This window comes from Ornithobacterium rhinotracheale DSM 15997 (genome assembly GCF_000265465.1).
GTDB classification, from domain to species: domain Bacteria; phylum Bacteroidota; class Bacteroidia; order Flavobacteriales; family Weeksellaceae; genus Ornithobacterium; species Ornithobacterium rhinotracheale.
This window is the reverse complement of the sequence record NC_018016.1, coordinates 2,093,379-2,118,114: the sequence shown is the minus strand read 5'-3', so window position 1 is coordinate 2,118,114 and position 24,736 is coordinate 2,093,379. Positions and strand designations below refer to the sequence as shown.

The window sequence follows — 24,736 nt, the reverse complement described above, 5'->3', positions numbered from 1 at the left end:
ATTAACTTTTATGAAACAAAAGCTTAGCTGGACATCGCTCATTCCATTTATTGTGTTTATTACACTATTCTTAGGGAGCGGTATCATTTTAGAAGATTTTTACGCCATTCCTGCACCCATTCCTGCGGTAGTGGGCGTAATTACTGCCTTACTTTTATTCAAAGGCAATTTTAAGGAAAAAGTAGCCGTATTTGTAGAGGGCTGCGGAAACAGCAACATCATCACGATGTGTTTAATCTATTTGCTAGCAGGTGCTTTCACGCAAATTACTAGCGAAATCGGCGCACTTAATTCTGTGGTGAATTTAACATTGCACACCTTGCCATCGGGCTGGCTGTATGTGGGAATTTTCATTATTTCTGCAATTGTAGCCACTGCCACGGGCACTTCGATGGGAGCCATTGCAGCACTTGGCGGAACTACTTTAGGATTTGCCGCCCAAACCGATGCCGAACCTGCAATATTAGCGGGCTCCCTATTATGCGGAGCTATGTTTGGAGACAATCTATCTGTGGTTTCGGACACCACAATTGCCGCTACCCAAAGCATGGAATGCTCTATGGCAGATAAAATGAAGGAAAATCTAAAATTAGCCATTCCTGCGGCACTATGTAGCATCGTTGTTTTCTACTTTTTGGGTAAAAATATCCAAATCGAAGGGCAGGAATTAGCCGTGAATTATGTAGATTTCATCAATGTATTGCCCTATGCAATCGTGATTATTTTGGCAGCCAGTGGCATGCATGTATTTGGAGCACTGGTACTCGGAATTATTGCTGCGGGGGCAATTGGGCTGTATTTTGATTATTTTACGGTGATTTCTTTTACCAAAAACATTTATGCTGGTTTTGCTAATATGAACGAAATTTTTATCCTCTCCTTGTTGATCGGGGGACTTGGTCACATGGTAAACAAAGAGGGCGGATTAAAATATTTGCTCAACAGCGTTGAAAAATTCATCAATCGAAAAAGAGCCTATGGCGTGGTGGCAACGCTCGTTTCTGTGGTAGATGTTGCCGTGGCAAACAACACCGTTTCCATCATTATTTCTAGCCCATTGGTGCAAAAACTTAGAGACACTTATCATTTAAATGCTAAAAAATTGGCTTCGTTCATGGATATTTATAGCTGTATCATTCAAGGGATTATTCCTTATGGGGCACAAGTTTTATTGATTCTGAGCTTAAGCAAAGATTTTAGCTATTTCGACTTGATTCAAAATGTGTGGTATTTGTTATTTTTATTCATCGTCACGAGCGTTTATTTAGTCTTTATTTCTAAAAAGTCTGAAACGCAAACGGCATAAAAACCAAAAGGGCAATTCAAAAAAATATTGAATTGCCCTTATTTTTTGTTTCTCTAAAAAACTCAATTGGGCTAAAATCTGACATCAACTTATTGATTCTTTAATATTTATTTCTATCTTTAGGCAAAAGATTTATTTTTAAAACTAAAAATTCAAACACATGCAAAACAATCTTACCTTTACAATGATTAAGCCCAATGCAGTAAAAAAGGGATACATCGGGGCGATTTTAAACGATATAGTGAATGCAGGTTTTAAAATCCGTGCAATGAAACTTACGCAACTGAGCCGTGCTGATGCGCAACATTTTTATGCTGTGCACAAAGATCGTCCGTTTTTTGATGATTTGGTGAATTTCATGATTTCGGGACCTATTGTAGCCGCTGTTTTAGAGAAAGAAAATGCCGTGGCAGATTACCGAAAATTAATCGGTGCAACGGATCCTGCCGAAGCCGAGGAAGGAACGCTGCGCAAGAAATATGCGGATTCCAAACAGGCAAATGCTGTGCATGGTGCCGACAGCAATGAAAATGCTGAAATTGAGGCTAAATTCCATTTTTCGGGTAGAGAAATTTTTGAATATTAATTATTTTAAATTCATTCAAGCCATAAAAAAAGCCGTGCGAGTTTCCTCTTTCACGGCTTTCATTACAACATAAAAAAAAGAATGAATAATTAGAATTTCAATTTTAGTCCCGCCAAGAAGTTGGTGCCTGCTTGTGGGTAGTATCTCAAATTACCTTTTTTATTACTACCATTTGACGCGTATTTTTCATTGAAAATATTATTTATCAATGCCATTACTTCAATGCTTTTTCTTCCCTGTAATTTGAATGTATAATTGGCAGAAAGGTCTGAAACATTGTAAGCATCTAGCTTTAAGTTTTCATTTTGTGTATTGGTCACATATTGTTCAGACACATATTTGTTCACGAAAGTAACGTTTAAATCCTTTACTGGTGTAAATTCCAAACCTACGGAGCTCACAATATTAGGTGAGAAAGAAATGGTGGTGGTACCAAAGTTTTTCACTTTTTTATTCACGGTTTCTTTGTAATCTATATTTTTATTTACGCTCCAAGCCAAATTCCCGAAGAAATTTAATTGCTTATACACAATCGGTGTTTTAAAATCTAGTTCCAAGCCCGCACGGTAGCTATCGCCCACATTTTCTTTGATTGCAGCACCTACTTGGTTTAATTTTCCTGAAAGCACCAATTGATCTTTGTATCTCATGTAGTAAGCATTTACGCCTAAGTTCAAATAAGGTTTTTCGATTCTATATCCTAATTCAAAATCGTGTAAAGTTTCTGGTTTAATTTCTGTACCTTCATCAATTGCGTTTAAAATATCGGCTCTTTTAGGCTCACGGTGCGTTAATCCATACGAGAAATACACATTTTCAAAATTATTGATATTATAAGTAATCCCTGCTTTTGGATTCAAGAAATTATAGTTTTTATCAAACGGACGGAAGTCTTCTGCATCGTTTTCTCCTCCATTTTTATATTTTCCATCATAGTTAATGTTTCGGATCTGAACATCTCCAAACAAATCAACTTTTCCTATCTTTTGCAAGAATTTCACAAATCCTGAAATTTCAACTTTGTTGGCTTCGTTTTCGTAATAGTAGCCGTTTTGCTTGTATTCTGGGTGCTTAATTACTTTGATAATTTCTCCATAGTGATCGCCCACATATTTATTGGCTGCCACGCCAGCATATAATTGAGTATTGCCCAATTGAGTATTCTCCACATTGAAGATTCCGCCATAAAAATGATTATCAAGCCATTCTCTACTCACTACATCATTATTTTTATTTCCTATATAATCAATTTTATATGACAAGAGTTCAACTCCTTGATAATAACTTTCGTAATAACCTTTCCCTCTCGTGTAATGTGCTGTAAATCTAGATTTCCAGCCATTTTCGTATTTCTGATTCCAATATAAATGTGTGTGGTTTTGGTCATAATTATCCACTTGATTGTCGTAATAACTTATCGAAGAATCATTATTGAAAATAGCTCCATTGGGATTATATGTTCTTCCATATTTTTCCTCCTGTTTTTTAGTAATTCCTTTCCAAGCTTGGTAAGTTTTCTCGTGCCCAAAAATGTTTAATAAATGGATTTCTGTATTGGCAGAAGGCATATATCTCGCATTGAAGCCTACGGAATAAAGATCTGCCGACGCTCTATCACGGTATCCGTCAGACTTTATATAAGAGCCACGCACATCAAAATTCAATTTTTGATTGGCTACATCTCCTGTGCCTGCACTCAGCATATATTTTTGGGTGTTGAAGCTTCCATAAGCCCCCATTAATTCGCCAAAAGCTTGAGTTCTACGGCGATTGGTATCAAGGTTGATGCTTCCTCCAAACGAAGCGGCACCGTTAGAAGAAGTGCCTACCCCACGCTGGATAACTACAGCATCGGTAGATGATGAAACATCTGGGAAATCTACCCAAAACACGCCTTGCGATTCGCTATCGTTTACGGGTACCCCGTTAAAGGTTACATTCACTTGGTCTGCAGAAATTCCTCTGATTCTCATTCCCGTGTATCCCACACCTGTTCCCGCATCAGAGGTGCTGATTACTGCCGTTGCATTTTTAAGCAATATGGGCATATCCTGCCCTAAATTCTTTTTCTGAAGTTGTTTTTTGCTTATAACTTCCTTGGTAATCGGTAATTTCGCAACGGCATGTACACTTGACAAGGCAATAGTGTCCTGCGTTTTCTGTTGCGCGGTAGCTAATAATGAAGCGGCTACACTGACTAAACTGAATAACTTTTTATACATAAAATTTAATAAATTTCTAAATTCATATGCATAAAAAGAGTGCAACTTTCAATCCTGAAGATAATTCTTTGGCAGCATTACCTGCCCAAGTTCTAAGAGTATAATCTCAGCCTTCTGCATTTTCAGAAAGCACCCCTTTTATGATTTTATTGAGACAAAGGTAACAATTTGTTTGCTAGAATTAAAACAATCGTAGCAAAAATATTGTTTTAACTCATTCTAAAAAGTTTTTTATGAAAAAGTATTTCCCGAATATCTGAAAAATGGCTTAATTTTGGCGTTCGTTTTGCGAAAGCTCACGACCAACCTAAATCAAACCTTATATTTACTTTACAAATCAATGAAAAAAACATTATTTCTATTCAGTATCTTGTCTATCTTTTTTTACGCTTGTAAAAATAATGGCAAAGATGCTGCTCCCTCTACTCTAATTGAAACAGAAGATGCTCAACAAGATGAAATCCTAGTACAAACAATCAAAATAGGAAATGATAGTGCCGCTTATCGTTTTTTGGCTTCGTATCCAGAGACCACGAGCTACCCTTTCATCAACGAATATGAGTATAATTTTGTGCACGATTTTGAGACTGAGTTTAAGAGATTAACCAACGAAAATAAAAGTGCAGATTCGCTTATCGTTCATCCAGCACCAATTGATTTTAATCAACATTTTGAAGTTTTACAAAACAACGACAATGTAATTGTTTTCTTGATTGAGCGCGAGGCTTCTTATGGGAATAATTCTACCAAGCAATTCTTTACACACTACTACGATTTAAACAAAAAGAAAAAACTGAGAATCGAAAATGTATTTAATAATATAAACGATTTCAGAGCTTTTGCTGAAGAGGCTAAACAAATTGTAAGCGATACGATTAAAAATAAAATCTTTAACAACAAAGAAATTCCTAATGCCGACAAAGAAAAAATGTTTGAAAGATTATTGCCAAGCATTGCAGAGGGAACCGAAGCTAGTGGCGAAAACTACAAAACTATGATTCTGCTGCCAAATGGCGATTGGAAATTTATTTTTGATAAATATTCCGTAGCACCTGGCTACATGGGCGAAATCTCTATTGAATTGCCTAAGGCTAAAATGGATACTTATTTAAAGCCTTCTTTCTTAAATTTAGTAAACAATCAGCCTGTTCAGGAGGAAGAGGAAGATGAAATTCTACCTCAACAACCCGAAGAGGTAGCCGTAGATTGTAGCAAAGTGCCTTGTGTTGCACTCACTTTTGACGATGGCCCGTCTGATTACACACCTCAATTGCTCGATATTTTAAAAGAAAATAATGTAAAAGCCACATTTTTCGTACTTGGAAAATCGGCACAAGTGCAGCAAAAAACAATTCAGCGTGCTTATAGCGAAGGGCACGAAATTGAAAGCCACACTTGGGATCACAAAGATTTAAAGAAACTGAGTGCGGCAAAAGTGCAAGAGGAAGTTGATAGAACCGATGATGTGCTGGAAGAATTAATTGGAAAAAGATCAGACTATTTGCGTCCGCCATATGGTTCAATTAGCCCAACGGTAAAAAAAGTGGTAAAAAAACCTTTTATCTTATGGAACATCGATCCAGAAGACTGGCGTATCAAAAACTCTAAAATCGTGGCAGAACGCTTGAGCAAAGCAGAACCCAACGCCATTCTGCTAGCGCACGACATCCACAAAACCACGGTAGAAGCCATTCCTGAGGTGATTAAAAATTTAAAAGCTAAAGGGTATCATTTTGTAACAGTGGCTCAGTTGCTTGCCGATCAAAATCTACAAAACGGGCATGCTTACCGATTTAGAAAACCAATAAAAGGCGAAAATAATATTTCAACACAAAATCAAAGTCTGAATTAATACTTCAGACTTTTTTTTATATTTGTAACAATCATTAAAACAAACTATGGAATCGCTTTTAATTGCAAAAAATATCAGCAAGAAATATGGCAATAAAGTAGCTCTAAACAATTTTAGCATAGAAATTCCTAAAGCATCAATTTATGGCTTACTGGGTCCCAATGGTGCTGGAAAAACTACTTTCATCCGTATTATCAACCAAATTACAATGCCCGACACGGGCGAAATCATACTCGATGGGGAAAAATTAGCCCCAAATCATATTTCTGCAATTGGCTACATGCCAGAGGAACGCGGATTGTATAAAAATATGAAAGTAGGCGAACAAGCCATTTATCTCGCTCAACTCAAAGGGCTTTCCAGAAACGATGCCAAGCAAAAGCTCAAATACTGGTTTGATAAGCTAGACATTGGCAGCTGGTGGAACAAAAAACTCTCTGAACTTTCTAAAGGAATGGGGCAAAAAATTCAATTCATCGTTACCGTATTGCATAACCCAAAACTTTTGATTTTTGACGAGCCATTCAGTGGATTTGATCCCGTGAATGCCAACATCATTCGAGATGAAATTTTAGAATTAAAGGAAAAAGGGACTACCATTATTTTTTCCACGCACCGCATGGAAAGTGTAGAGGAAATGTGCGATTATGTGGCTTTAATCAATAAATCCAACAAGGTGCTTGATGGCGAAATTCAATCGGTGAGAAATTCCTTTAAGAAAGGTGATTTTAAAATCGGATTGCAAATCACTTCACCAGATGCTTGGCAAAACTTTAAGGCACAACACAAAATAACAGATTTAATTGAAAACGAAGCCTATGCAAGCTTTACTACTAGAAAAGAACAAAGCGACAACACGCTCTTGCAAGAACTTTGCACGCTAGGGATTGTCGGGGAATATTCCGAAATTATCCCAAGTATGAATGAAGTATTTATAAACGCTGTAAATCAATCGCTATGAAACAAATTTGGCTAGTTACAAAACGAGAATTTCTAGTAGAAGTTCGTAAAAAATCATTTATCATTCTCACGATTGCCATGCCGTTTTTAATCGTGCTTTTTGGCTTGGTCGTAGGATTTTTAAACATGGCAAACAACGAAACCAATCGCATTGCCGTGATCGACGAATCTGGGCTTTTTGAAAAAACTTTTGAAAGCAATGAGCATAATCAATACACCTTTTATGCACCCAAAGAGTTTAATGGATTAAAAGATAGCATTCTCACTTCCAAATCTTTAACGGGAATTTTATTTATCCCCAAAACCGACAGTGCTTTTACTAATTTAAAAAATGGCATTGAATTTATTTCAAATAAAAACATAGGCGTTTCGCTCATTCCTACAATTGAAAAGAAAATCGAAAAAACGCTTACCGAAATCAATCTTAAACGCAAAGGCATCACTACACAAGATTTGGACGAAGCCGAAGCGAGCGTAAAAATCGCTGTAACGCAAGAATCCGACGACGGAAGCAAAAGTACCGACCAAATGCAAGAAGGTGTAAAATCCATATTTTCAGGGATTTTAATGTATGCTACATTTATGTTTATCATGATGTATGGCGTGCGTGTAATGCGTAGCGTGATTGAGGAAAAAAACAACCGTGTGGTAGAAATCATCATCTCAAGCGTGAAACCCTTTAACCTAATGATGGGAAAAATCTTGGGCTCAACGCTGGTGGCTATAACGCAATTCACCATTTGGATTGCTTTGATTTTAGCTTTTTTAATGGTGTCTCCAGCTCTGATTGATTCATTCTTTGCCCCTGCTCAGCAATTGGGAGATATGGCTACAACTACTACGGGAGGGGATTTTTCTGAAATCAAAGAAATTATTCACACCATTCTAAACATGAATATCCCGTTGATTGTTTCGGTATTCTTTATTTATTTCTTCTTTGGCTATTTATTTTACAGTTCGCTATTTGCCGCCATTGGGGCATCGGTGGAAAGCGACACCGAAACTCAACAATTTATGTGGCTCGGGATTTTGCCTTTAATGCTTGGGCTATATGGCTCAATAAGTATTTTTGAAAACCCAGACGGTCCTGTGGGGTATTGGTTCAGTATCATTCCATTCACATCGCCCGTTACGATGATGGCGAGAATCAGTTTTGGCGTGCCGATTGAGCAACTTCTCCTTTCCATTGGATTGCTTGTAGGTTCTGTATTTTTAATGGTTTGGTTTGCTGCAAAAATCTACCGAGTGGGTATATTGATGTATGGCAAGAAACCATCTATCAAAGAATGGCTAAAATGGATTAAATATTAATTTTAATCATTTTTTCAAAAAACAGAAAAACGGCAAAAATTGAATTTTTGCCGTTTTTTTTTATTATTTTAATTTTAAGATTTACATATCTAAAGTTTGTTCGCCCCCACCATTCACAAAGATGACTTGTCCGCTCACCCAGCTTGAGATAGGCGATGCAAAGTAGAGTACCGCTCCCGCAATATCTTCTGGCTCTCCCAAACGATGGATTGGTGTATGCTTCAACATCGCTTTTTCGATTTCGGGCGTGAGCACCGTGCTCAATGCGTGGGTGCGAGTGGCACCAGGTCCCACTGCGTTTACACGAATATTGGCAGGTCCATAGTCGTATGCCAAATTGCGCGTCATGTGATTAATCGCCGCTTTGGAAGAAGCATAAGCACTGATGGCTGGACTTTTATTGATCGAAGCCATAGACGACATATTGATGATACTTCCGTAGCCGCTTTTTTCCATATGAGGAGCCACAAGCTGGCAAAGTCGCCATGTACTAAAAACATTCATTTCAAATACTTTTTTGAACTGCCCTACCTCGATTTTGTAAGGGCTTTCCTTGCCTCCGCCTCCACCGCCAACATTATTGACGAGGATTTCTAAACTGCCAAATTGTTTCACGGTTTCCTCCACGAGATTTACTAAATCTTCGTCTTTGAAGTTATCACATTTTATGGCAATTGCCTTTCCGCCAGATTGTTCAATTTCTTGAGCCGTTTTTTTCGCAGTTTCTAGGTCATAATCCGCCACGACTACTTTGGCACCGAAAGCGGCTAAAACTTCGCAACACGCTTTGCCGATTCCGTTGGCACCTCCTGTAACAATGGCTGTTTTGCCACTTAGATCAAAGAATTTTTTGGTATCCATAATTGATTTTTTAGGGTTAAATGATTACTTTGAGAAGATAAAGTTACGAAATGGATTTGGATATTGGGGTGTTTGAGAATCATTTATTTTAAAAAATGTATAGATTCTTCATCTATCTAAATACCAAAACATTACAAGTATTTTTAAAACATCAGGTAACGAATTAGTAACTCAACTTGCTTCCTTGAATTTCACTGATTTTCATTGAAAACTCAATACCGCAAATATACACTTATTTACTTTCAAAAAAAAATCTTGTAACTTTGCTTTGCAGGCTGCACGCTGCAAGTCGGCATCCATAGAGGAGCACGCTTGCGGCGTGCAGCCTGCAAATACATACAAAGTTTTATTACAGGATTTATTTGAATGTAAATTTTGTTTCTTGTTTGATTTTCTTCTTTCTCCCTATTTTAGTTTGTGATAATTAATGCTTATTTTTTTAGTCTTAATTTTAAAAAATCTAATATGTCGCATTATGTAAACATGTTCAGACGAATTGAACAAGAGATTGAAAAGGAAGAAAAAAAAGTAACGTTTGAAACCAAGCAAATTACGCAGGAAGCACTTAAGATGGTGATTTACCTAAATGATAAATTGCAAGAATTTCGTAAAGAGGTTTTACAAAAAGGCTTTGAAGATGATGATGAAGAAATCTATTTCTTTCGACATATCAAACCCAATATTCAGGGGAAATTAATCTTTTACAATCGAGTGTATCGTACAGAAATGCTACGCCCTACCTCTATCAATGACTTTACTAAAAAATACTTTAGTGATGAGGAGGAAAGATGCCGAGAGCGTTATGATTATTTTCTAAAATCAGATGATTTTTATCGGTACTATTGGTCGGGCAGAAATGATAAAGATGCTCTCTACTTTAAGCGTTTCGCTATTAATCTTGCTGATGGATTAGAAAATCATGTCTTTGATTTAGACCCCTATTTTTCTACTTATTATGACTATTTAGTCGCTAGAATTATCGCTCGTGAGTTATTTTATGATTATCTATTATTCAGGACAACTGAAAAACAATACGAAGATATAGAGGATTTTGAACATTCCTTGGAATGGAGTGCTTCTAAAAATGCCCTTGTGGAGCTAATCTATGCATTATATTGTTCTGGTGCTATTTCCAATGGAAACACCAACCTGAGCGCTATCTCTTTTGCTTTTCAAAGGATATTTAAAGTGGAACTCAAGGATATTAATCACTCCTTTCATCGTATGAAATTTCGTTCAAAATCTCAAACCTTATTTATTGATCAATTACAATCTTCTTTGCAAAACTATATCAATAAAAATTTATAGTTTGCTTTTGCCCATTTATTGGGCATAAGAGAAAAACACCCATAAACACCCATTGGCAAAACGCACTCACACTACTTACTTTACTAACTTCAAAATGATTATTAGTCGCTTTAAGCGTCTTTTTTTTGCTCTAAATTCATGATTATTAAGGCATAAATATAAATTCGTTAAAATGTGCTAATTTTCTATCTACCCATTGGCAAAACTTGGCGTTATCATCGCCTCGGTCTTCTGAACTTTGTCCTCAGATAAACGATAAAATCAGAAGCAATGAAATTAATCACTATTGAAGAGAACCAATGGTTACAATTACGCCAAGAAATCCAATTTATTAAAGCGTATATCCAAAAACAATCTCAATCAACAGAAATCATTGACCAATTATGGCTCAATAACCACGAAGTATGCCAATACCTCCATTTAAGTGAGAAAACACTTTGGCGTATGCGACAGAACAATGAAATCACCTATGCTAAAGTCCATGGACAATACTTCTACACTTTAGGAAGCATCCGACAACTTATGGAATTTCATGTGATAAAAAGTACAGCGGATTACTTAGAAAGTTTAACTCAAAAAGCACACTCGTATGTTCAAAAAGGAAGACATATTAAGTAAGACCAATAACGGGCTGGAAGTATTTCGTCATTATGTTTCAGGGAATTGGAAAGTGGGGCAAAACTTTAAAAACCCTTTTTATGATGATAAAAATCCCTCTTGTAATATTTATAAGGATAAGAAAACAGGCATCTATCGGATTAAAGATTTTGGAGATCCTCTTTTTAATGGCGATTGCTTTTCCTTAGTTGGCTATTTATATGGTTTAGACTGTACACAAGCTCATGACTTTGTAGAAATTCTAAAAATGATCAATCAAGATTTAAATTTAGGGTTAGATATTTCTTATTCCAATCCAACTAAACGCCCCCAAAGAAAAATCAAAGTAGAAGCTAATCCCACGGCAACTAATGAACTACCTAGTTATCGTCCCTATACAATAGTCGATAAGAACTTCAGTAAAAGAGAACTCGAATATTGGAAGGCATTTGGAATAACGAAAACCATTTTAGACACATTTAGAGTGAAATCCTTGCAATCTTTTGAAAGCATCAATAAAAAAGGACAAGCCTATCGAATAGAATCTAATGATGGTGAGCCTATTTTTTCATATCAGAATGCGGAACTCATCAAAATCTATCGTCCTCTTTCCAAACATCGTTTTCTATATGCAGGTATTGCTACGGATTACTGTTTTGGATTGGAACAATTACCCTTAGAAGGTGATGATATTTTGTTTATTACAGGTGGAGAAAAAGATGTGATGAGTTTGTATGCAAAAGGCTTTTCAGCCATTTGTTTTAATAGTGAAAATAGTCATATTCCCCTCTCTCTTATTCAATCTTTAAAAGGTCGCTTTCGCCATATTGTATTATTGTATGATGTGGATCATGCAGGAAAAAAAGCGGTACAAAGTCATTTGGAAAAATTAGAGGATCTGGTAGAAGTGTTAGAACTTCCTCTATCTGGAACGAAAGACAATAAAGATATCTCAAACTATTTTCAACAAGGTCATACCGCTAAGGATTTGAAAACATTGTTTTTGAAAATGCTTCAAAAAAAGTATAAGCAAGGGCTTTCCTTATTACAGTCCTGCGAAATTCAATGGGATCAACCACCTATTAAGCAAAAGACCGTCATCGCTTTAAAAGAAGCAGCGATTGGATTGCAAAGTAGTCTTTTAGGCGTCACAGGAGGTGAAGGGACGGGAAAGAGTCATTATGTAGCTGCAATGATTGCAGGAAGTTTATATCAGGGCAATCACGCCATAGATTTATTAGGACTCAATGTAACCTATTGTGATAATCATGCGGTTTTATTTTTCGATACCGAACAATCCGCAGATCAATTGTACGACAACATTTCCATATTACTCAAACGAGCTCAGCTCGATGCCATGCCCTTAAATTTTAAAGCCTATTGTCTTACTCAAATTCCAAGAAAAGAGCGTATGAAAATTATTCGACAATGTATGGATACCTTGTATTATGAGTATTCAGGGATTCATCTGGTGGTCATTGATGGCATTGCTGATTTAATTAGTTCCGCCAATAATGAAAGCGAAAGTATTGAAATGATAGAGGAATTGTACGCATTGGCAGGACATTACCAAACCTGTATGGTATGTGTATTACATTTAACGCCAGGAGGATTAAAACTTCGAGGGCATTTAGGTTCGGAGTTGCAACGAAAAGCCTCTGCGGTGCTTTCGGTAGAACAAGACCGAACCAGCAATTGTTCTGTTGTGTTACCGAAGAAAATCCGTAAAGGCGATCCCAATCAATTGCCTAAGATATTGTTTCGATGGGACGCTAAAAGTGGAATGCATCGTTATTGTGGTACTCAAAAGAAAATTGAAAAGAAAGACAAGACCACAGAATTAGCGACCCTTGTATCGCCTCTGTTTAGAAAAAGAGCCGTATGGGAATATAGTGAACTGGTACAAGAAATTAAAGCCTTAACGGGCGTACAGGAACGGACAGCGAAAAACTATATCCTAAAACTCAAAGCCAAAGAATTATTGATTGCAGATAGTCAAAACCCACAGCAATTAAGCATTGGCAAACTCATGAAAAAAATACTTAATCAAAAATAAAACACTAAAACTTACTCGTTATGAATATCGACCGAATGGAATTTATCATGTGGATGGAACGACTGATGGATCGTCTCGACCTACTTGCAGAACGCTTTGAAAAAGCTGAAAAGAAACGAAGTACCATCGACGGAGAGGAATTACTCGACAATCAAGATTTAATGCTTACCTTCAAAATATCAGCTCGTTCTCTGCAGCGTTATCGCTCTGAGGGTAAACTACCTTATTACACGATTTCTGGGAAAATTTACTACAAATTATCAGATGTACATCAATTTATTAGAGAACATTTTAGTATCCCTGTTAAAGCCAAAAAAGGACAATCAAAGCCAAAATAACACGATCGTATTAGATTCTTATTTACAGCTTCTATTTTCGTTCTACAATTTAAAGTTTAATGAATTAAAACCATCAAAACTAATATACTATGGCTAACGAATCCACAGAAACAAATCCAAAAGAAAATACGCCTATTATTGATGAACAATGGACGGATTTATTGCTTGTGTATGACCAAGAGGAACAACAGATTCGTGCCGTAAAAGGATTGGATAAAGACGGTCAGTTAGAAACCCTTCCTCCAGATCCAGCACACCAGCAAGATTTTATGAGAGTGGATCCTCACGGAAATATACTCTCAAACTTCTTTAGTAATTTTTTAAGGCAAGTGAAAAATCCAAGTCATTTTTCTTTTTTCAAAATTCCCTTTCCTAAATTACTTGAAGTTCAACTTTTCCCCCAAGATTTACAGCCTTATAAAGTTCAACCACAAGAATATCAATCTCAAAATCAAAATACAATGGAACAAACCAATGAACCCCAAGAAGTAAAAGACACTCAGGAAGTACAAGAAACTACCCAAGCGGTCAATGAAACCCCATCGCAAGATACCACCGATGAGGCAACCCAAGAACAAAATTATCGCTATGAACTAGACGATATTGATTGGGATACAATGAACAGTGTAGGACTTTCAAAAGAATACCTAGAAAAACGAAACTTATTAGAACCACTACTAAAAGGGTATAAAACCGACCGATTGGTTCCAATTAGTATGAATTTAGGAAGTGCCGTTACCCGTTTCGACGCGCGTTTATCTTTACGGAAAGATAACGAAGGGAAAGTAAGTGTCTCCATTCACGGTATCCGCAAAGAACCTCAATTAGATTATCCCTTTTTTGGGCACGAATTTACCCAAGAAGACAAAGAAAATCTATTGAAGACAGGAAATATGGGACGCGTGGTAGAGCTTACCAATGTAAAAACGGGTGAAAAAATCCCATCAATCATCAGTATTGATGAATTGACAAATGAAATTGTTGCTTTGCGTCAAGAATACATCAAAATACCCGATGAAATCAAGGGTATTAAGCTTAACGAAGAACAAAAACAAAGGCTTAAGGAAGGAAAACCTATCTTTTTAGAAGGGATGACTTCAAACAAAGGAGAACCCTTTAATGCGAATGTGCAATTCAATGCAGAAAAGCGTTATGTAGAATTTTTGTTTGATGACAATCTTACACAAAAAATCAATACCCAACCTACTTTTGAAGAAGCACCCAAAGAGTTAAGAGGCCGACAACTTACCGAAGAACAATACAAGGATTTTTCGCAGGGAAAACCTGTATACTTAGAGGGCTTGGAAAGTAAGAGTACGGGAAAAGTTTACAATGGCTATTTCACCTATAATCAAGAAACAGGTAAAGTAAAATTCACTTTCCAAAATCCTAATAAGCAACAAAAAGAAGATAAAGTAACACGCCAGGCTAAAGAAATCAATAAAAAAGCCAAGGAGAATAAAAACACAACTACACAATCCACAACAAAAACTCAAAAAGAAGCAACAAACAAAGGAGTGAAAACCACTACGACAAAGACCACTAAGCGTACGGTAAAGCCTAAAACTCCTGCTAAAAAAACTTCAAGTGGACGTAAAATGTAGAGATTAATCGTAATCCATTTCATTCATTCAAAAAACAAAAATCCATGAAAGTAATCCTAGCGGAAAAACCCAGTGTAGGCAGAGAAATCGCTCACTTATTAGGGGCTAATAGTAAAAAAGACGGTTATCTAGAAGGTAATGGTTATGCCGTTACTTGGGCATTTGGCCATTTAGTACAATTGGCAATGCCTGAAGCCTATGGTTGTGTAGGGTTTCAAAAAGAACATCTACCCATACTACCAGAACCGTTTGAACTACAACCCCGCCAAGTGAGAGAAAATAAAGGATATGTAGCTGATGCAAGCGTATTAAAACAACTTAAAGTGATTGAAACTTTATTTGAACAATGCGATTCAATTGTAGTGGCTACTGATGCAGGAAGAGAAGGTGAATTGATTTTCCGCTACATTTATGATTACTTAAATTGTCAAAAACCTTTTGAGCGACTTTGGATTAGTTCACTCACAGAAAAAGCCATTCTTTCAGGCTTTAAAAACCTCCGTCCAGGAAAGCAATTTGCCCCTTTATATCACGCTGCCCAAATGCGTAGCCAAGCCGATTGGCTGGTAGGAATCAATGCTACCCAAGCCCTGAGTATCGCCGCTGGAAGCGGTGTATACTCCCTCGGGCGGGTACAAACTCCTACTTTGTCCATGCTTTGTGAACGATACCTCACGCATACCCAATTCGAGAAAAAACCGTATTGGCAATTGCAGTTAGTACATCAAAAAGGCCATCTCAAATTTAATAGCCTTTCCACTTTAAAAACGGAAAAAAAAGAAGAAGTAGAAGAATGGAAAAAAACTGTTGAACGCCATCCAAATGCAGAAGTACTCTCCGTAGAAAAGAAAACGGTAAAAGAACAACCGCCTTTACTTTATGATTTAACCGAACTCCAAAAAGAGGCGAATAAAAAATATAGTTTTTCGGCAGATGAAACCTTAAACATTGCTCAAAGTTTGTATGAAAAGAAATACATCACTTATCCTCGTACAGGAAGTAAATATATTTCAGAAGATGTATGGGCAGAAATTCCTTTGTTGATTAAACAATTAGAGCATTATGAGGACTATGCAAAATATGCACAACAACTCAGACGCTCCTCTCTTACCAAGCGTATCGTCAATGATGTAAAAGTAACCGACCATCACGGACTGCTAATTACTGACAAAATACCGACCGAACTTCCTAAGAAAGAAGCCCTCATTTATAAAATGATTGCCGGGCGCTTATTAGAAGCGGTATCGGAAGTTTGTATCAAGGAAACGCAGAAGATCACTGTAGAAGCAGGTCATAAAAATTACGAAATCAAAGGTTGTACGATACAATCTGCAGGTTGGAGGGCAGTCAATGGCTCTTTTTCAGAAATAGAAAAAGAAGAGGAAATTCCGCAAGAGCTTCCCGAACTACAAAAAGGAGATACCTTAAAAGTAATGGACAGTAACATTCTATCCAAAACCACCCGCCCACCAGCATTATATACGGAAGCCACTTTGCTATCGGCTATGGAATCGGCAGGAAAGGATTTGGAAGACGAAAATCAACGACAATTACTCAAAGGCACAGGTATTGGGACACCTGCTACTCGAGCGGCAACCATAGAAACTTTGCTGAAACGAAACTATATCAAACGCCAAAAGAAAAGCCTAGTTCCCACCGAAAAGGGGTTAAGAGTGTATGAATGGGTCAAAGACCGAAAAATCGCTGATGTAGCATTAACGGGTGAATGGGAAGCCTCTCTCAATGAAATTGAGGAAGGGCTACGCCCTCCAAAAGAATTCTTACAAGCGATGAAAGATTATACCCAAAAAATCACAGAAGATTTTTTAGGGATGGAAATCGAAGGGATTGCTTCACCAACATTGGTTTGTCCTGTTTGTAAAAAGCAAAGTGTCCGTTTATACGAGAAAGTTGCTAAATGTACGGAAGATGATTGTCAGTGGTTATTCTTTAGAAATGTTTGCGGAAAAAGGGTAAGTGATCAAGCGGTAATGGCATTGTTAGCAAATGGAAAAACAACGCTTTTAAAAGGATTAAAAAGCAAGGCAGGCAAAAGTTTTGATGCTTATTTGGCACTACAAGAAGATGGTTCTACGGCTTTTGAGTTTCCACCTCGCTCTAAAAATAAAAAAGGAAGACGTAAACGAAAGTAATCTAAAAAGTGGTTTAAGCAATGAATATTTAACGGCGATAAATGCTGTCAATAGATAATTATTTAAATCTTTTATTTGAAATGTTTGCGTTAATACTCAAAAAGTGGGTATATTTGCAAATAAATCAAATTAAGAAGAATGCTGATTACGAAGACAACGGTTAAGGACTGGGTAGAGGAGTTACCTAAAAAGGGGATTATGACTTTTAGTATTGAACAAGTACGAAATCAATTTACAAATTTAAAAGAGCAAAGCATTGCTAATGCCTTGTATCGGTTAAGTTGCAAAGGGAAAATTTTATCCGTTTGGAAAGGATTTTATGTGGTTATTCCTGTTGAATATGCTTTGAGCAAACAAGTGCCGCCCTATCTATATATAGATGAACTAATGAATTATCTGGAAAGGAATTATTATATCGGCTTATTAAGTGCTGCCAGCTTTTATGGGGCTGCACATCAACGCCCACAAACTTTTTCTGTACTTACTGAATTACCGCCTTTAAGAACAACCTTAAAGAATAATGTACAGATTGTTTTTCCAGTTAAGCGTTTCATCACCGAGGAATTATGGACATTACATAAAACGCAAAACGGTTATGTAAAAGTGTCCACTCCTGAAGTTACTGCCTTAGATCTACTTATCTATGAGAATGAAATAGGTGGTTTGAATAGAGCGACTGAAGTCATACAGGAACTTTGTGCTGAAATGGATTTAAAAAAAATGTCTAATACGCTAATATCACAATTTCCGATAGCAAGTATTCAGCGTTTAGGTTATATACTTTCTATTTTAGAAGAAAAAGAGTTGGAAGAAATAGTGTGGGAAAAAGCCCAAGAAATTGGACTAAAATTTTGGAAAACACCTCTAAAAACAGGTAAAGAAGTATCTGATACGGATGACTATCATCCAGTTTGGAAAATAATAATAAATGAACAAATATACATTGACGAATGATACCTAAAAATACAATTACTTATTGGCGCTCCATTGTTCCATGGCAGACACCCGAACAAGTAGAACAAGATTTAATTATCTGTAAAGCTCTGGTAGAAATTTATAAAGATGCTTTTCTATCGAAACATTTGGCTTTTCGGGGAGGAACTGCCTTGCATAAGTTATATTTATCCCCACAACCTCGCTATTCGGAAGATATTGACTTAGTTCAAATCAAAGCCGAACCTATTAAAGAAACTATCGACCGACTTCGACAAGTCCTGTCCTTTTTGGGAGAACCTTATGTTCGTCAAAAAAGAAACAACAATGTACTAATTTTTAAAGTAGCCTCAGAGATTCCTCCTGTGGTTCCCATTCGATTAAAAATAGAAATCAATTGTAAAGAACATTTTACAGCATTAGGATTTTCAAAAGTTCCTTTTGAAGTGGATAGTCCTTGGTATAAAGATAAGGCAAGTATTATTACTTATTCATTAGAAGAATTAATTGCCACTAAGCTAAGAGCTTTATATCAGAGACGAAAAGGTAGGGATTTATTTGACTTGTATAAATGTTTAACCAAAACTCATCTTGATATTGAAAAAATAATTCAAACCTACCATCAATATATGAATTTTTCAGAAGGACAAAGTCCTACTCAAAAACAATTTTTAAGAAATTTAGAATTGAAATTAGAGGATAGTGAATTTTTGGGGGACACAGCTTTACTGCTACACCCTAGCGAGAATTACGACCACCAAATAGCTTACGAAAAGGTACGAACTGAACTCATTGAAAAAATATAATTAATCATCAATAATAAATATAAATTATGGCAACACAAGAAAAAGAAATTTCGTATTACGATTTACGACTAAGAGAACTATTAAACACGAGTTTTCCCAATCTGGCAACAAATGAAGCCTTTATCAAAGAACGTAGCGATTTAGCAGCAGAGGCTTATGAAAGAGCCTTTGATGCGGGGCACTCTGTACTAGAATGCCGTGCTATTGCAAATGAAGCTCTTTTTGAAGGCTTGTATTATTCTCCTTTTGACACAGTATATCAAGTGGTTTGTAATGAGTTTGACCGAGAAATCCCTGCCGATGAAGCCCGTGCCTTTGCACTTAAAATGTTCCCCTATTGCATTGAAGTATTTGAGCATTACAATTTACATCAAGATTTTGAGGGCTCCCAAGCGTATGATGCTCTTTACACTGAACTAACAGGACAAATTCAAATATGGATTGAAGAAAATGGCGTTCAATAAGAAACTACATTTAGAACAAAACATTCAAGCCTTACAAGTTGCTTTTCAATTAGACCAAGAAAAGCGACTGGCCACAAACGAAGAAAAAGAAATCCTCCGAAAATATTCAGGTTTTGGAGGATTAAAGTTTATACTCAATCCAGCAAACGAAGAGGAAGATCGTCGTTTTTGGTCAAAGTCCGATGAGCCTTATTTTGAAGCCACTCAAAAGTTGTATGAGTTTATTCGTGTCAATGCTTCTGATTTTTCAGCTTATAAAAGGATGATCGATGGTCTTAAAATCTCAGTGCTTACTTCATTTTATACCCCACCAGAAGTCATACAAGCTCTTTCAACGGTACTTAATGAACAAAATTTTCAATACCAACAAGTATTAGCCCCCTCAGCAGGCTCAGGGAATTTTGTAGAACATTTTAAATCAAGTCAAAATGTATCTGTAACGGCTTTTGAAAAAGATTTACTAACGGGGAAAGTACTTAAACATTTATATCCTTCCGCCCAAATAAAAATTAAGGGATTTGAAAATATTGAGGAACGACAAAATAGTTTCTTTGATATAGTAAGCAGTAATATACCCTTTGGGGATATTGCTGTATTTGATTTGTCTTTTTCAAGAAGTAAAGACTTGGCAAAACAACAGGCGGCACAAAATATTCATAATTACTTTTTTTTAAAGGGAATGGACACCCTTAAAGAAGGCGGATTATTAGCCTATATTACCTCTCAGGGGGTGCTGAATAGTCCTAAAAACCGTCCTATCCGAGAGGCTATAATACGCCAAGCTCATTTAGTTTCAGCTATCCGATTGCCCAATAATTTATTTACGGATTACGCGGGAACTGAAGTGGGGAGTGATTTAATCATCTTACAAAAAGACACGCTAAAACAAAGCCTGTCTACCGAAGATTTACTTTTTTGCGATACGATAGAACATTCCGAAGCTTATACCACTAATGCCCTGTTTGAAAACAATCCTCAACGGATTATTCATACAAAATCACAATTGGGTACAGACTTATATGGAAAACCCTCAAGAATTTATGTACACGAAAATGGCGTGTCTGGAATAGCCCGTGACCTCGAAGAGAAATTAAACCTTGATTTTGGTAATTATAAACAACGAATGCCTTTATATCTTGCGGATTCTTTTTCAAATCAACCAACTACAATACTCAAAAAAAACGAAAAATCCCAAATTAATACCATTTCAACTTCTATAACGCCTGAACTATCAGCAACAAAAACAAAAGAGTCTATTGGTGCAAATACGAAAAAAACACATTCCACTCCCAAAAACAATCTTTCAACCGCCAGAATCGAAAATAATGTTGGGATACAATTAAGCCTATTTGATACACTTTTTGAAGAGCCTCCAACAGTACCTAAACCTTCAAAAAATATCAAGCGTTCTAGTAAGAAAAAACAAACAACAAATACCGCATATAAGGCTTTTCCAAAGGATCTTTTCTCTTTTTCTTACTCCGATGATACAAATTCAACGGGGGAAAGTGAAAGTGCAGATAATACTTCTATTAGCTTTGAACCTACACCATTTGAAGGCGATATTTTAAGCCATTATAGAGAAGATGCTTTAGTGATTCAAAATGAACAACCAGGATATTTAAGAAATGTAAGCAAAGAGGAGGGAACCGCCACTTTTGTCCCATTAGATGTAGGGGTTCTGCAGCGAAAAAAAGCCATAGATTATATGGCTCTTCGAGATAGTTATTTTGATTTATACAACAAAGAAGCCAAGGATAGAAAGCCCTATCCAGACGAAAGAACAAAACTCAACACTTTGTACAATGAATTTATAAGAAATTATGGCGCTTTGAATAGTAAAAATAACATAGGATTGATCCAAACAGATGGTGCTGGCAACGAAATCCCTTATTTAGAGCGAAAAGTCAATGGAGTTTACCGCAAAGCTGATATTTTTGAAAAACCTGTTAGCTTTTCTACTACCTCCGTAGAAAATATTACCCCCAAAGAAGCCCTGATCCATTCGTTAAATGTACATGGTAAAGTGAATTTGCCTTATATGAGTGAACTTGCTGGACAAAATACGGAAACCCTTAAGAAAGAACTCAAAGAAACACTCTATTACAATCCTATGGCCATGCAATATGAAACAGGAGAAACTTGGCTCGCTGGAAATATTGTAGAAAAAATAGAGGCTGTCGAAAAATATTTGGAAAGACTTCCCGAGCATCAAGAGGCGATAGCGGCTCTAGAAGCCCTAAAAAAGGTAAGCCCTGAACCCATTGCGTTTGAAGAGTTGGATTTCAACCTAGGAGAACGGTGGATTCCTATGGAAATCTACAGTCATTTCGCCTCTCATTTATTTGATACAGAGGTACAAGTGTCTTATTCCAAAACAATGGATAATTTCGATGTTCAGTGTGCTAGAAAAAACAGCCGTATCTACGACCAATATGCTGTAAAATCTGAAAGTAGAACTTATGATGGGATTGCATTACTCAAATATGCCCTCATCAATACTACGCCTAATATTACTAAAAAGATACAAGTTAATAATAAAGAAGTTAAAGTGGCGGATATGGAGGCTATTCAAATGGCTAATCATAAAATTGATGAAATTCGTTCCGCTTTTTCTAATTGGTTATTGGAACAAAGTCCCGCTTTTAAAGAACGCTTAGCAGATAAATACAATCGTAAGTTCAATTGTTTTGTTCGCCCCAATTATGATGGCTCTCATCAAGATTTCCCTGGTTTAGATCGTAAAGGATTAGGCATTGAGGATTTATATAGTAGTCAAAAAGATGCTATTTGGATGATTAAACTCAATGGTGGGGCTATTTGTGACCATGAAGTGGGCGCGGGAAAAACCTTGATTATGTGTTGTGCTGCACAAGAAATGAAACGCTTGGGATTGGCTCACAAACCCATGATTATCGGATTAAAAGCCAATGTTCACGAAATTGCTGAAACCTATAGAAAAGCCTATCCTTTTGCTAAAATATTATACCCAGGAAAGGATGACTTCAAACCCGATAAGCGTTTGCGTATTTTTGGTGATATTAAAAATAATGATTGGGATTGTGTGATTTTAACGCATGACCAATTTAAAATGATTCCTCAATCTTACGAAATACAAAAAGAAATTCTTCAGCAAGAATTAGACGATGTGGAAGAAAATCTATGGGCTTTGAAACAACAAGGAGAAGAAATTTCTAGAGGAATGCTCAAAGGCATTATCAAAAGAAAGGAAAATCTAGAGGTTAAGCTGAAAGCTTTAGAACATGATATTAATAATCGAACTGATGATATTGTCGATTTTCAAATGATGGGAATTGATCATTTGTTGGTTGATGAGAGCCATAAGTTTAAAAACCTGATGTTCAATACACGACATGATCGCGTAGCAGGGCTTGGAAATATGCAAGGTAGCCAAAAGGCAATGAATTTATTGTTTGCCATTCGCACCATTCAAAAAAGGTCTGGTAAAGACTTAGGAGCTACCTTTCTCTCGGGTACTACCATCTCTAACTCCTTAACGGAACTTTATTTACTATTCAAATACCTACGTCCCAAAGCACTAGAGAAACAAGGTATTACTTGTTTTGATGCTTGGGCAGCCATCTATGCTCGTAAAACTACTGATTACGAATTTTCAGTGGCGAATAATATTGTACAAAAAGAAAGATTCCGCTATTTTATCAAAGTGCCTGAATTAGCACAATTCTATTCAGAAATCACAGACTATCGAACCGCCAAGGATATCGGTATCGACCGTCCTGAAAAAAATGAGATTTTATATAATATTCCACCTACCCCCGAGCAAGAAGTTTTTATTGAAAAATTAATGAAATTTGCTCAAAATGGAGATGCTTCATTACTAGGAAGAGAACCCCTGTCTCAACGAGAGGAAAAAGCTAAAATGCTAATTGCAACAGATTATGCACGAAAGATGTCATTAGACATGCGATTGGTTGATAGTAAATATGATGACCACCCTGATAATAAAGCCTCTCATTGTGCTAAGAAAATCTATGAATATTACGAAAAATACAAGGCTCAAAAGGGAACGCAGTTTGTGTTTTCAGATTTAGGAACTTACAAACCTAATGAATGGAATCCTTACTCTGAAATTAAACGAAAATTGGTAGAAGATTACGGCATTCCGCCACAAGAGATTCGTTTTATCCAAGAAGCTAAAAACGATAAATCTCGAAAAAAACTCATCGCCGATACCAATGAGGGGAAAATCCGTGTGCTATTTGGTTCTACCGATATGCTCGGTACAGGCGTGAATGCACAAAAGAGAGCCGTTGCCATTCATCATCTGGATACGCCCTGGAGACCTAGTGATTTACAACAACGAGATGGTAGAGCCATACGAAAAGGGAATGAAGTGGCTAAATATTTTGCGGATAACAAAGTGGATGTAATTATCTATGCTGTGGAAAAATCTCTGGATTCTTATAAATTCAATCTACTTTTCAATAAACAACTCTTTATCGACCAACTTAAATCCAATAAACTAGGGAAACGAACCATTGATGAAGGGAAACAGTCTGGAATGAATTTTTCAGAATATGTAGCAATTCTTTCTGGAAATACCGATTTATTGGATAAAGCTAAAGTGGAAAAGAAAATAACCGCTTTGGAAAGTGAACGACAAGCTTTTCTACGAAATAAATCTTCTTCTCGATTTAAACTAGAAATGCTTGCAGAAGATAAAGAGGCTCTTGAAAATCGATTGATGCGTTTACATGCCGATTGGGATAATCTCAATGCAAGGGCTCATAAATTACCTAATGGGGATTTTGTGAATGCCTTACAACTAGAGGAGCTCCCACAAGAATCTAGCATAGAACAATTGGGGGAAAGATTGAATATTTACGCTAAAAAGGCTCGAACTGGCGGAGATTATCAAGAAATTGGAAACCTATATGGTTTTCAGGTTTTGGTCAAAACTGAAATCACAACAAAAGAAGGGGTGGACATCCGCCAAAATCGTTTCTTTGTAAAAGGAGAAGGCGGTATACGCTATACACATAATAATGGAAAAATAGCACAAGATCCCAACTTAGCCTCTATGAGCTTTATCAAAGCCTTGGAAAAAATACCTAATCTCATTCAAAAAAGTGAAAAGGAACTCAAAGAAATCAATGAGGATTTACCTATCTTACAACAAGTGGTGAATGGTAAATGGAATAAAGAAAGGGAACTCGCAGAACTTAAAAATGAACTAGCTTCCATTGAAAGGAAAATTCATTTGTCGATAAATGAAAATAATACAAAGGTAGATTCTCTAGATGATGAGCAAGTGGTATCAAAGGTTGATGATAAAGCTATTCAACCGCCCCAAAGTAAAATAAATATCTCGAGCAAAAAGTTTAAAATGTAAGAGAA

17 protein-coding genes are annotated in these 24,736 nt (G+C 36.5%); 15 read left to right on the top strand and 2 right to left on the bottom strand.

Annotated features, from left to right (window positions below; translation table 11 throughout):
- The first annotated feature begins 10 nt into the window (after positions 1–10).
- Positions 11–1,306 carry a Na+/H+ antiporter NhaC family protein gene (locus tag ORNRH_RS10005; protein ID WP_014791723.1) on the top strand — a complete coding sequence of 432 codons (1,296 nt, stop codon included), beginning with the start codon at positions 11–13 and terminating at the stop codon, positions 1,304–1,306.
- Positions 1,307–1,466: 160 nt separating this feature from the next.
- Positions 1,467–1,892: a nucleoside-diphosphate kinase gene (locus ORNRH_RS10000; RefSeq protein ID WP_014791722.1), complete on the top strand. Its 426-nt coding sequence runs from the start codon at positions 1,467–1,469 to the stop codon at positions 1,890–1,892.
- Positions 1,893–1,981: 89 nt separating this feature from the next.
- Here ORNRH_RS10000 and ORNRH_RS09995 read toward each other — a convergent pair whose 3' ends face one another.
- A complete protein-coding gene (locus tag ORNRH_RS09995; RefSeq protein ID WP_014791721.1) occupies positions 1,982–4,114 on the bottom strand; it encodes a TonB-dependent receptor in 2,133 nt (710 codons plus the stop codon).
- A gap of 340 nt (positions 4,115–4,454) precedes the next feature.
- Here ORNRH_RS09995 and ORNRH_RS09990 point away from each other — a divergent pair, with 340 nt between their 5' ends.
- The 3 genes from ORNRH_RS09990 to ORNRH_RS09980 are packed head-to-tail and all read left to right on the top strand — an operon-like array spanning position 4,455 to position 8,237.
- Positions 4,455–5,966, top strand: coding sequence for a polysaccharide deacetylase family protein (locus ORNRH_RS09990; RefSeq protein ID WP_052040761.1), 1,512 nt, complete (start codon positions 4,455–4,457; stop codon positions 5,964–5,966).
- 46 nt (positions 5,967–6,012) lie between these two features.
- Entirely contained in the window at positions 6,013–6,927 is a 915-nt protein-coding gene (locus ORNRH_RS09985; protein ID WP_014791719.1) for an ABC transporter ATP-binding protein, read from the top strand.
- Positions 6,924–8,237, top strand: coding sequence for an ABC transporter permease (locus ORNRH_RS09980; RefSeq protein WP_014791718.1), 1,314 nt, complete (start codon positions 6,924–6,926; stop codon positions 8,235–8,237). Before ORNRH_RS09985 ends, ORNRH_RS09980 begins: the two co-directional genes overlap by 4 nt.
- A gap of 81 nt (positions 8,238–8,318) precedes the next feature.
- On the opposite strand, the gene ORNRH_RS09975 is transcribed toward ORNRH_RS09980, so the two are convergent.
- Positions 8,319–9,098, bottom strand: a complete 780-nt coding sequence (locus ORNRH_RS09975) for a glucose 1-dehydrogenase (protein ID WP_014791717.1) — start codon at positions 9,096–9,098, stop codon at positions 8,319–8,321.
- 465 nt (positions 9,099–9,563) lie between these two features.
- On the opposite strand from ORNRH_RS09975, the gene ORNRH_RS09970 reads away from it, so the two are divergent.
- From ORNRH_RS09970 to ORNRH_RS09925, 10 genes are all read left to right on the top strand, one after another.
- Positions 9,564–10,406, top strand: a complete 843-nt coding sequence (locus tag ORNRH_RS09970) for an RteC domain-containing protein (protein ID WP_014791716.1) — start codon at positions 9,564–9,566, stop codon at positions 10,404–10,406.
- A 270-nt stretch (positions 10,407–10,676) separates the two neighbouring features.
- Positions 10,677–11,024, top strand: coding sequence for a helix-turn-helix domain-containing protein (locus ORNRH_RS09965; RefSeq protein ID WP_014791715.1), 348 nt, complete (start codon positions 10,677–10,679; stop codon positions 11,022–11,024).
- Complete coding sequence (locus tag ORNRH_RS09960; RefSeq protein WP_014791714.1) at positions 10,996–13,059, top strand: toprim domain-containing protein; 2,064 nt, start codon at positions 10,996–10,998, stop codon at positions 13,057–13,059. The genes ORNRH_RS09965 and ORNRH_RS09960 overlap by 29 nt, the downstream gene beginning before the upstream one ends.
- A gap of 20 nt (positions 13,060–13,079) precedes the next feature.
- Positions 13,080–13,397 carry a helix-turn-helix domain-containing protein gene (locus tag ORNRH_RS09955; protein ID WP_014791713.1) on the top strand — a complete coding sequence of 106 codons (318 nt, stop codon included), beginning with the start codon at positions 13,080–13,082 and terminating at the stop codon, positions 13,395–13,397.
- Between the two features lie 89 nt (positions 13,398–13,486).
- Positions 13,487–15,001 (top strand): DUF3945 domain-containing protein, encoded by a 1,515-nt coding sequence (locus ORNRH_RS09950; RefSeq protein ID WP_014791712.1) that lies wholly within the window; start codon positions 13,487–13,489, stop codon positions 14,999–15,001.
- 44 nt (positions 15,002–15,045) lie between these two features.
- Positions 15,046–17,154 carry a type IA DNA topoisomerase gene (locus ORNRH_RS09945; protein WP_014791711.1) on the top strand — a complete coding sequence of 703 codons (2,109 nt, stop codon included), beginning with the start codon at positions 15,046–15,048 and terminating at the stop codon, positions 17,152–17,154.
- Between the two features lie 138 nt (positions 17,155–17,292).
- Positions 17,293–18,108, top strand: a complete 816-nt coding sequence (locus ORNRH_RS09940) for a type IV toxin-antitoxin system AbiEi family antitoxin domain-containing protein (protein WP_014791710.1) — start codon at positions 17,293–17,295, stop codon at positions 18,106–18,108.
- Positions 18,105–18,893, top strand: coding sequence for a nucleotidyl transferase AbiEii/AbiGii toxin family protein (locus ORNRH_RS09935; RefSeq protein WP_014791709.1), 789 nt, complete (start codon positions 18,105–18,107; stop codon positions 18,891–18,893). The genes ORNRH_RS09940 and ORNRH_RS09935 overlap by 4 nt, the downstream gene beginning before the upstream one ends.
- A 26-nt stretch (positions 18,894–18,919) precedes the next feature.
- Positions 18,920–19,357 carry a DUF1896 domain-containing protein gene (locus ORNRH_RS09930; RefSeq protein ID WP_014791708.1) on the top strand — a complete coding sequence of 146 codons (438 nt, stop codon included), beginning with the start codon at positions 18,920–18,922 and terminating at the stop codon, positions 19,355–19,357.
- The gene (locus ORNRH_RS09925) at positions 19,344–24,731 is read left to right on the top strand and encodes an N-6 DNA methylase (RefSeq protein WP_014791707.1); all 5,388 of its coding nucleotides are present in this window, start codon (positions 19,344–19,346) and stop codon (positions 24,729–24,731) included. The genes ORNRH_RS09930 and ORNRH_RS09925 overlap by 14 nt, the downstream gene beginning before the upstream one ends.
- Positions 24,732–24,736: the final 5 nt, after the last annotated feature.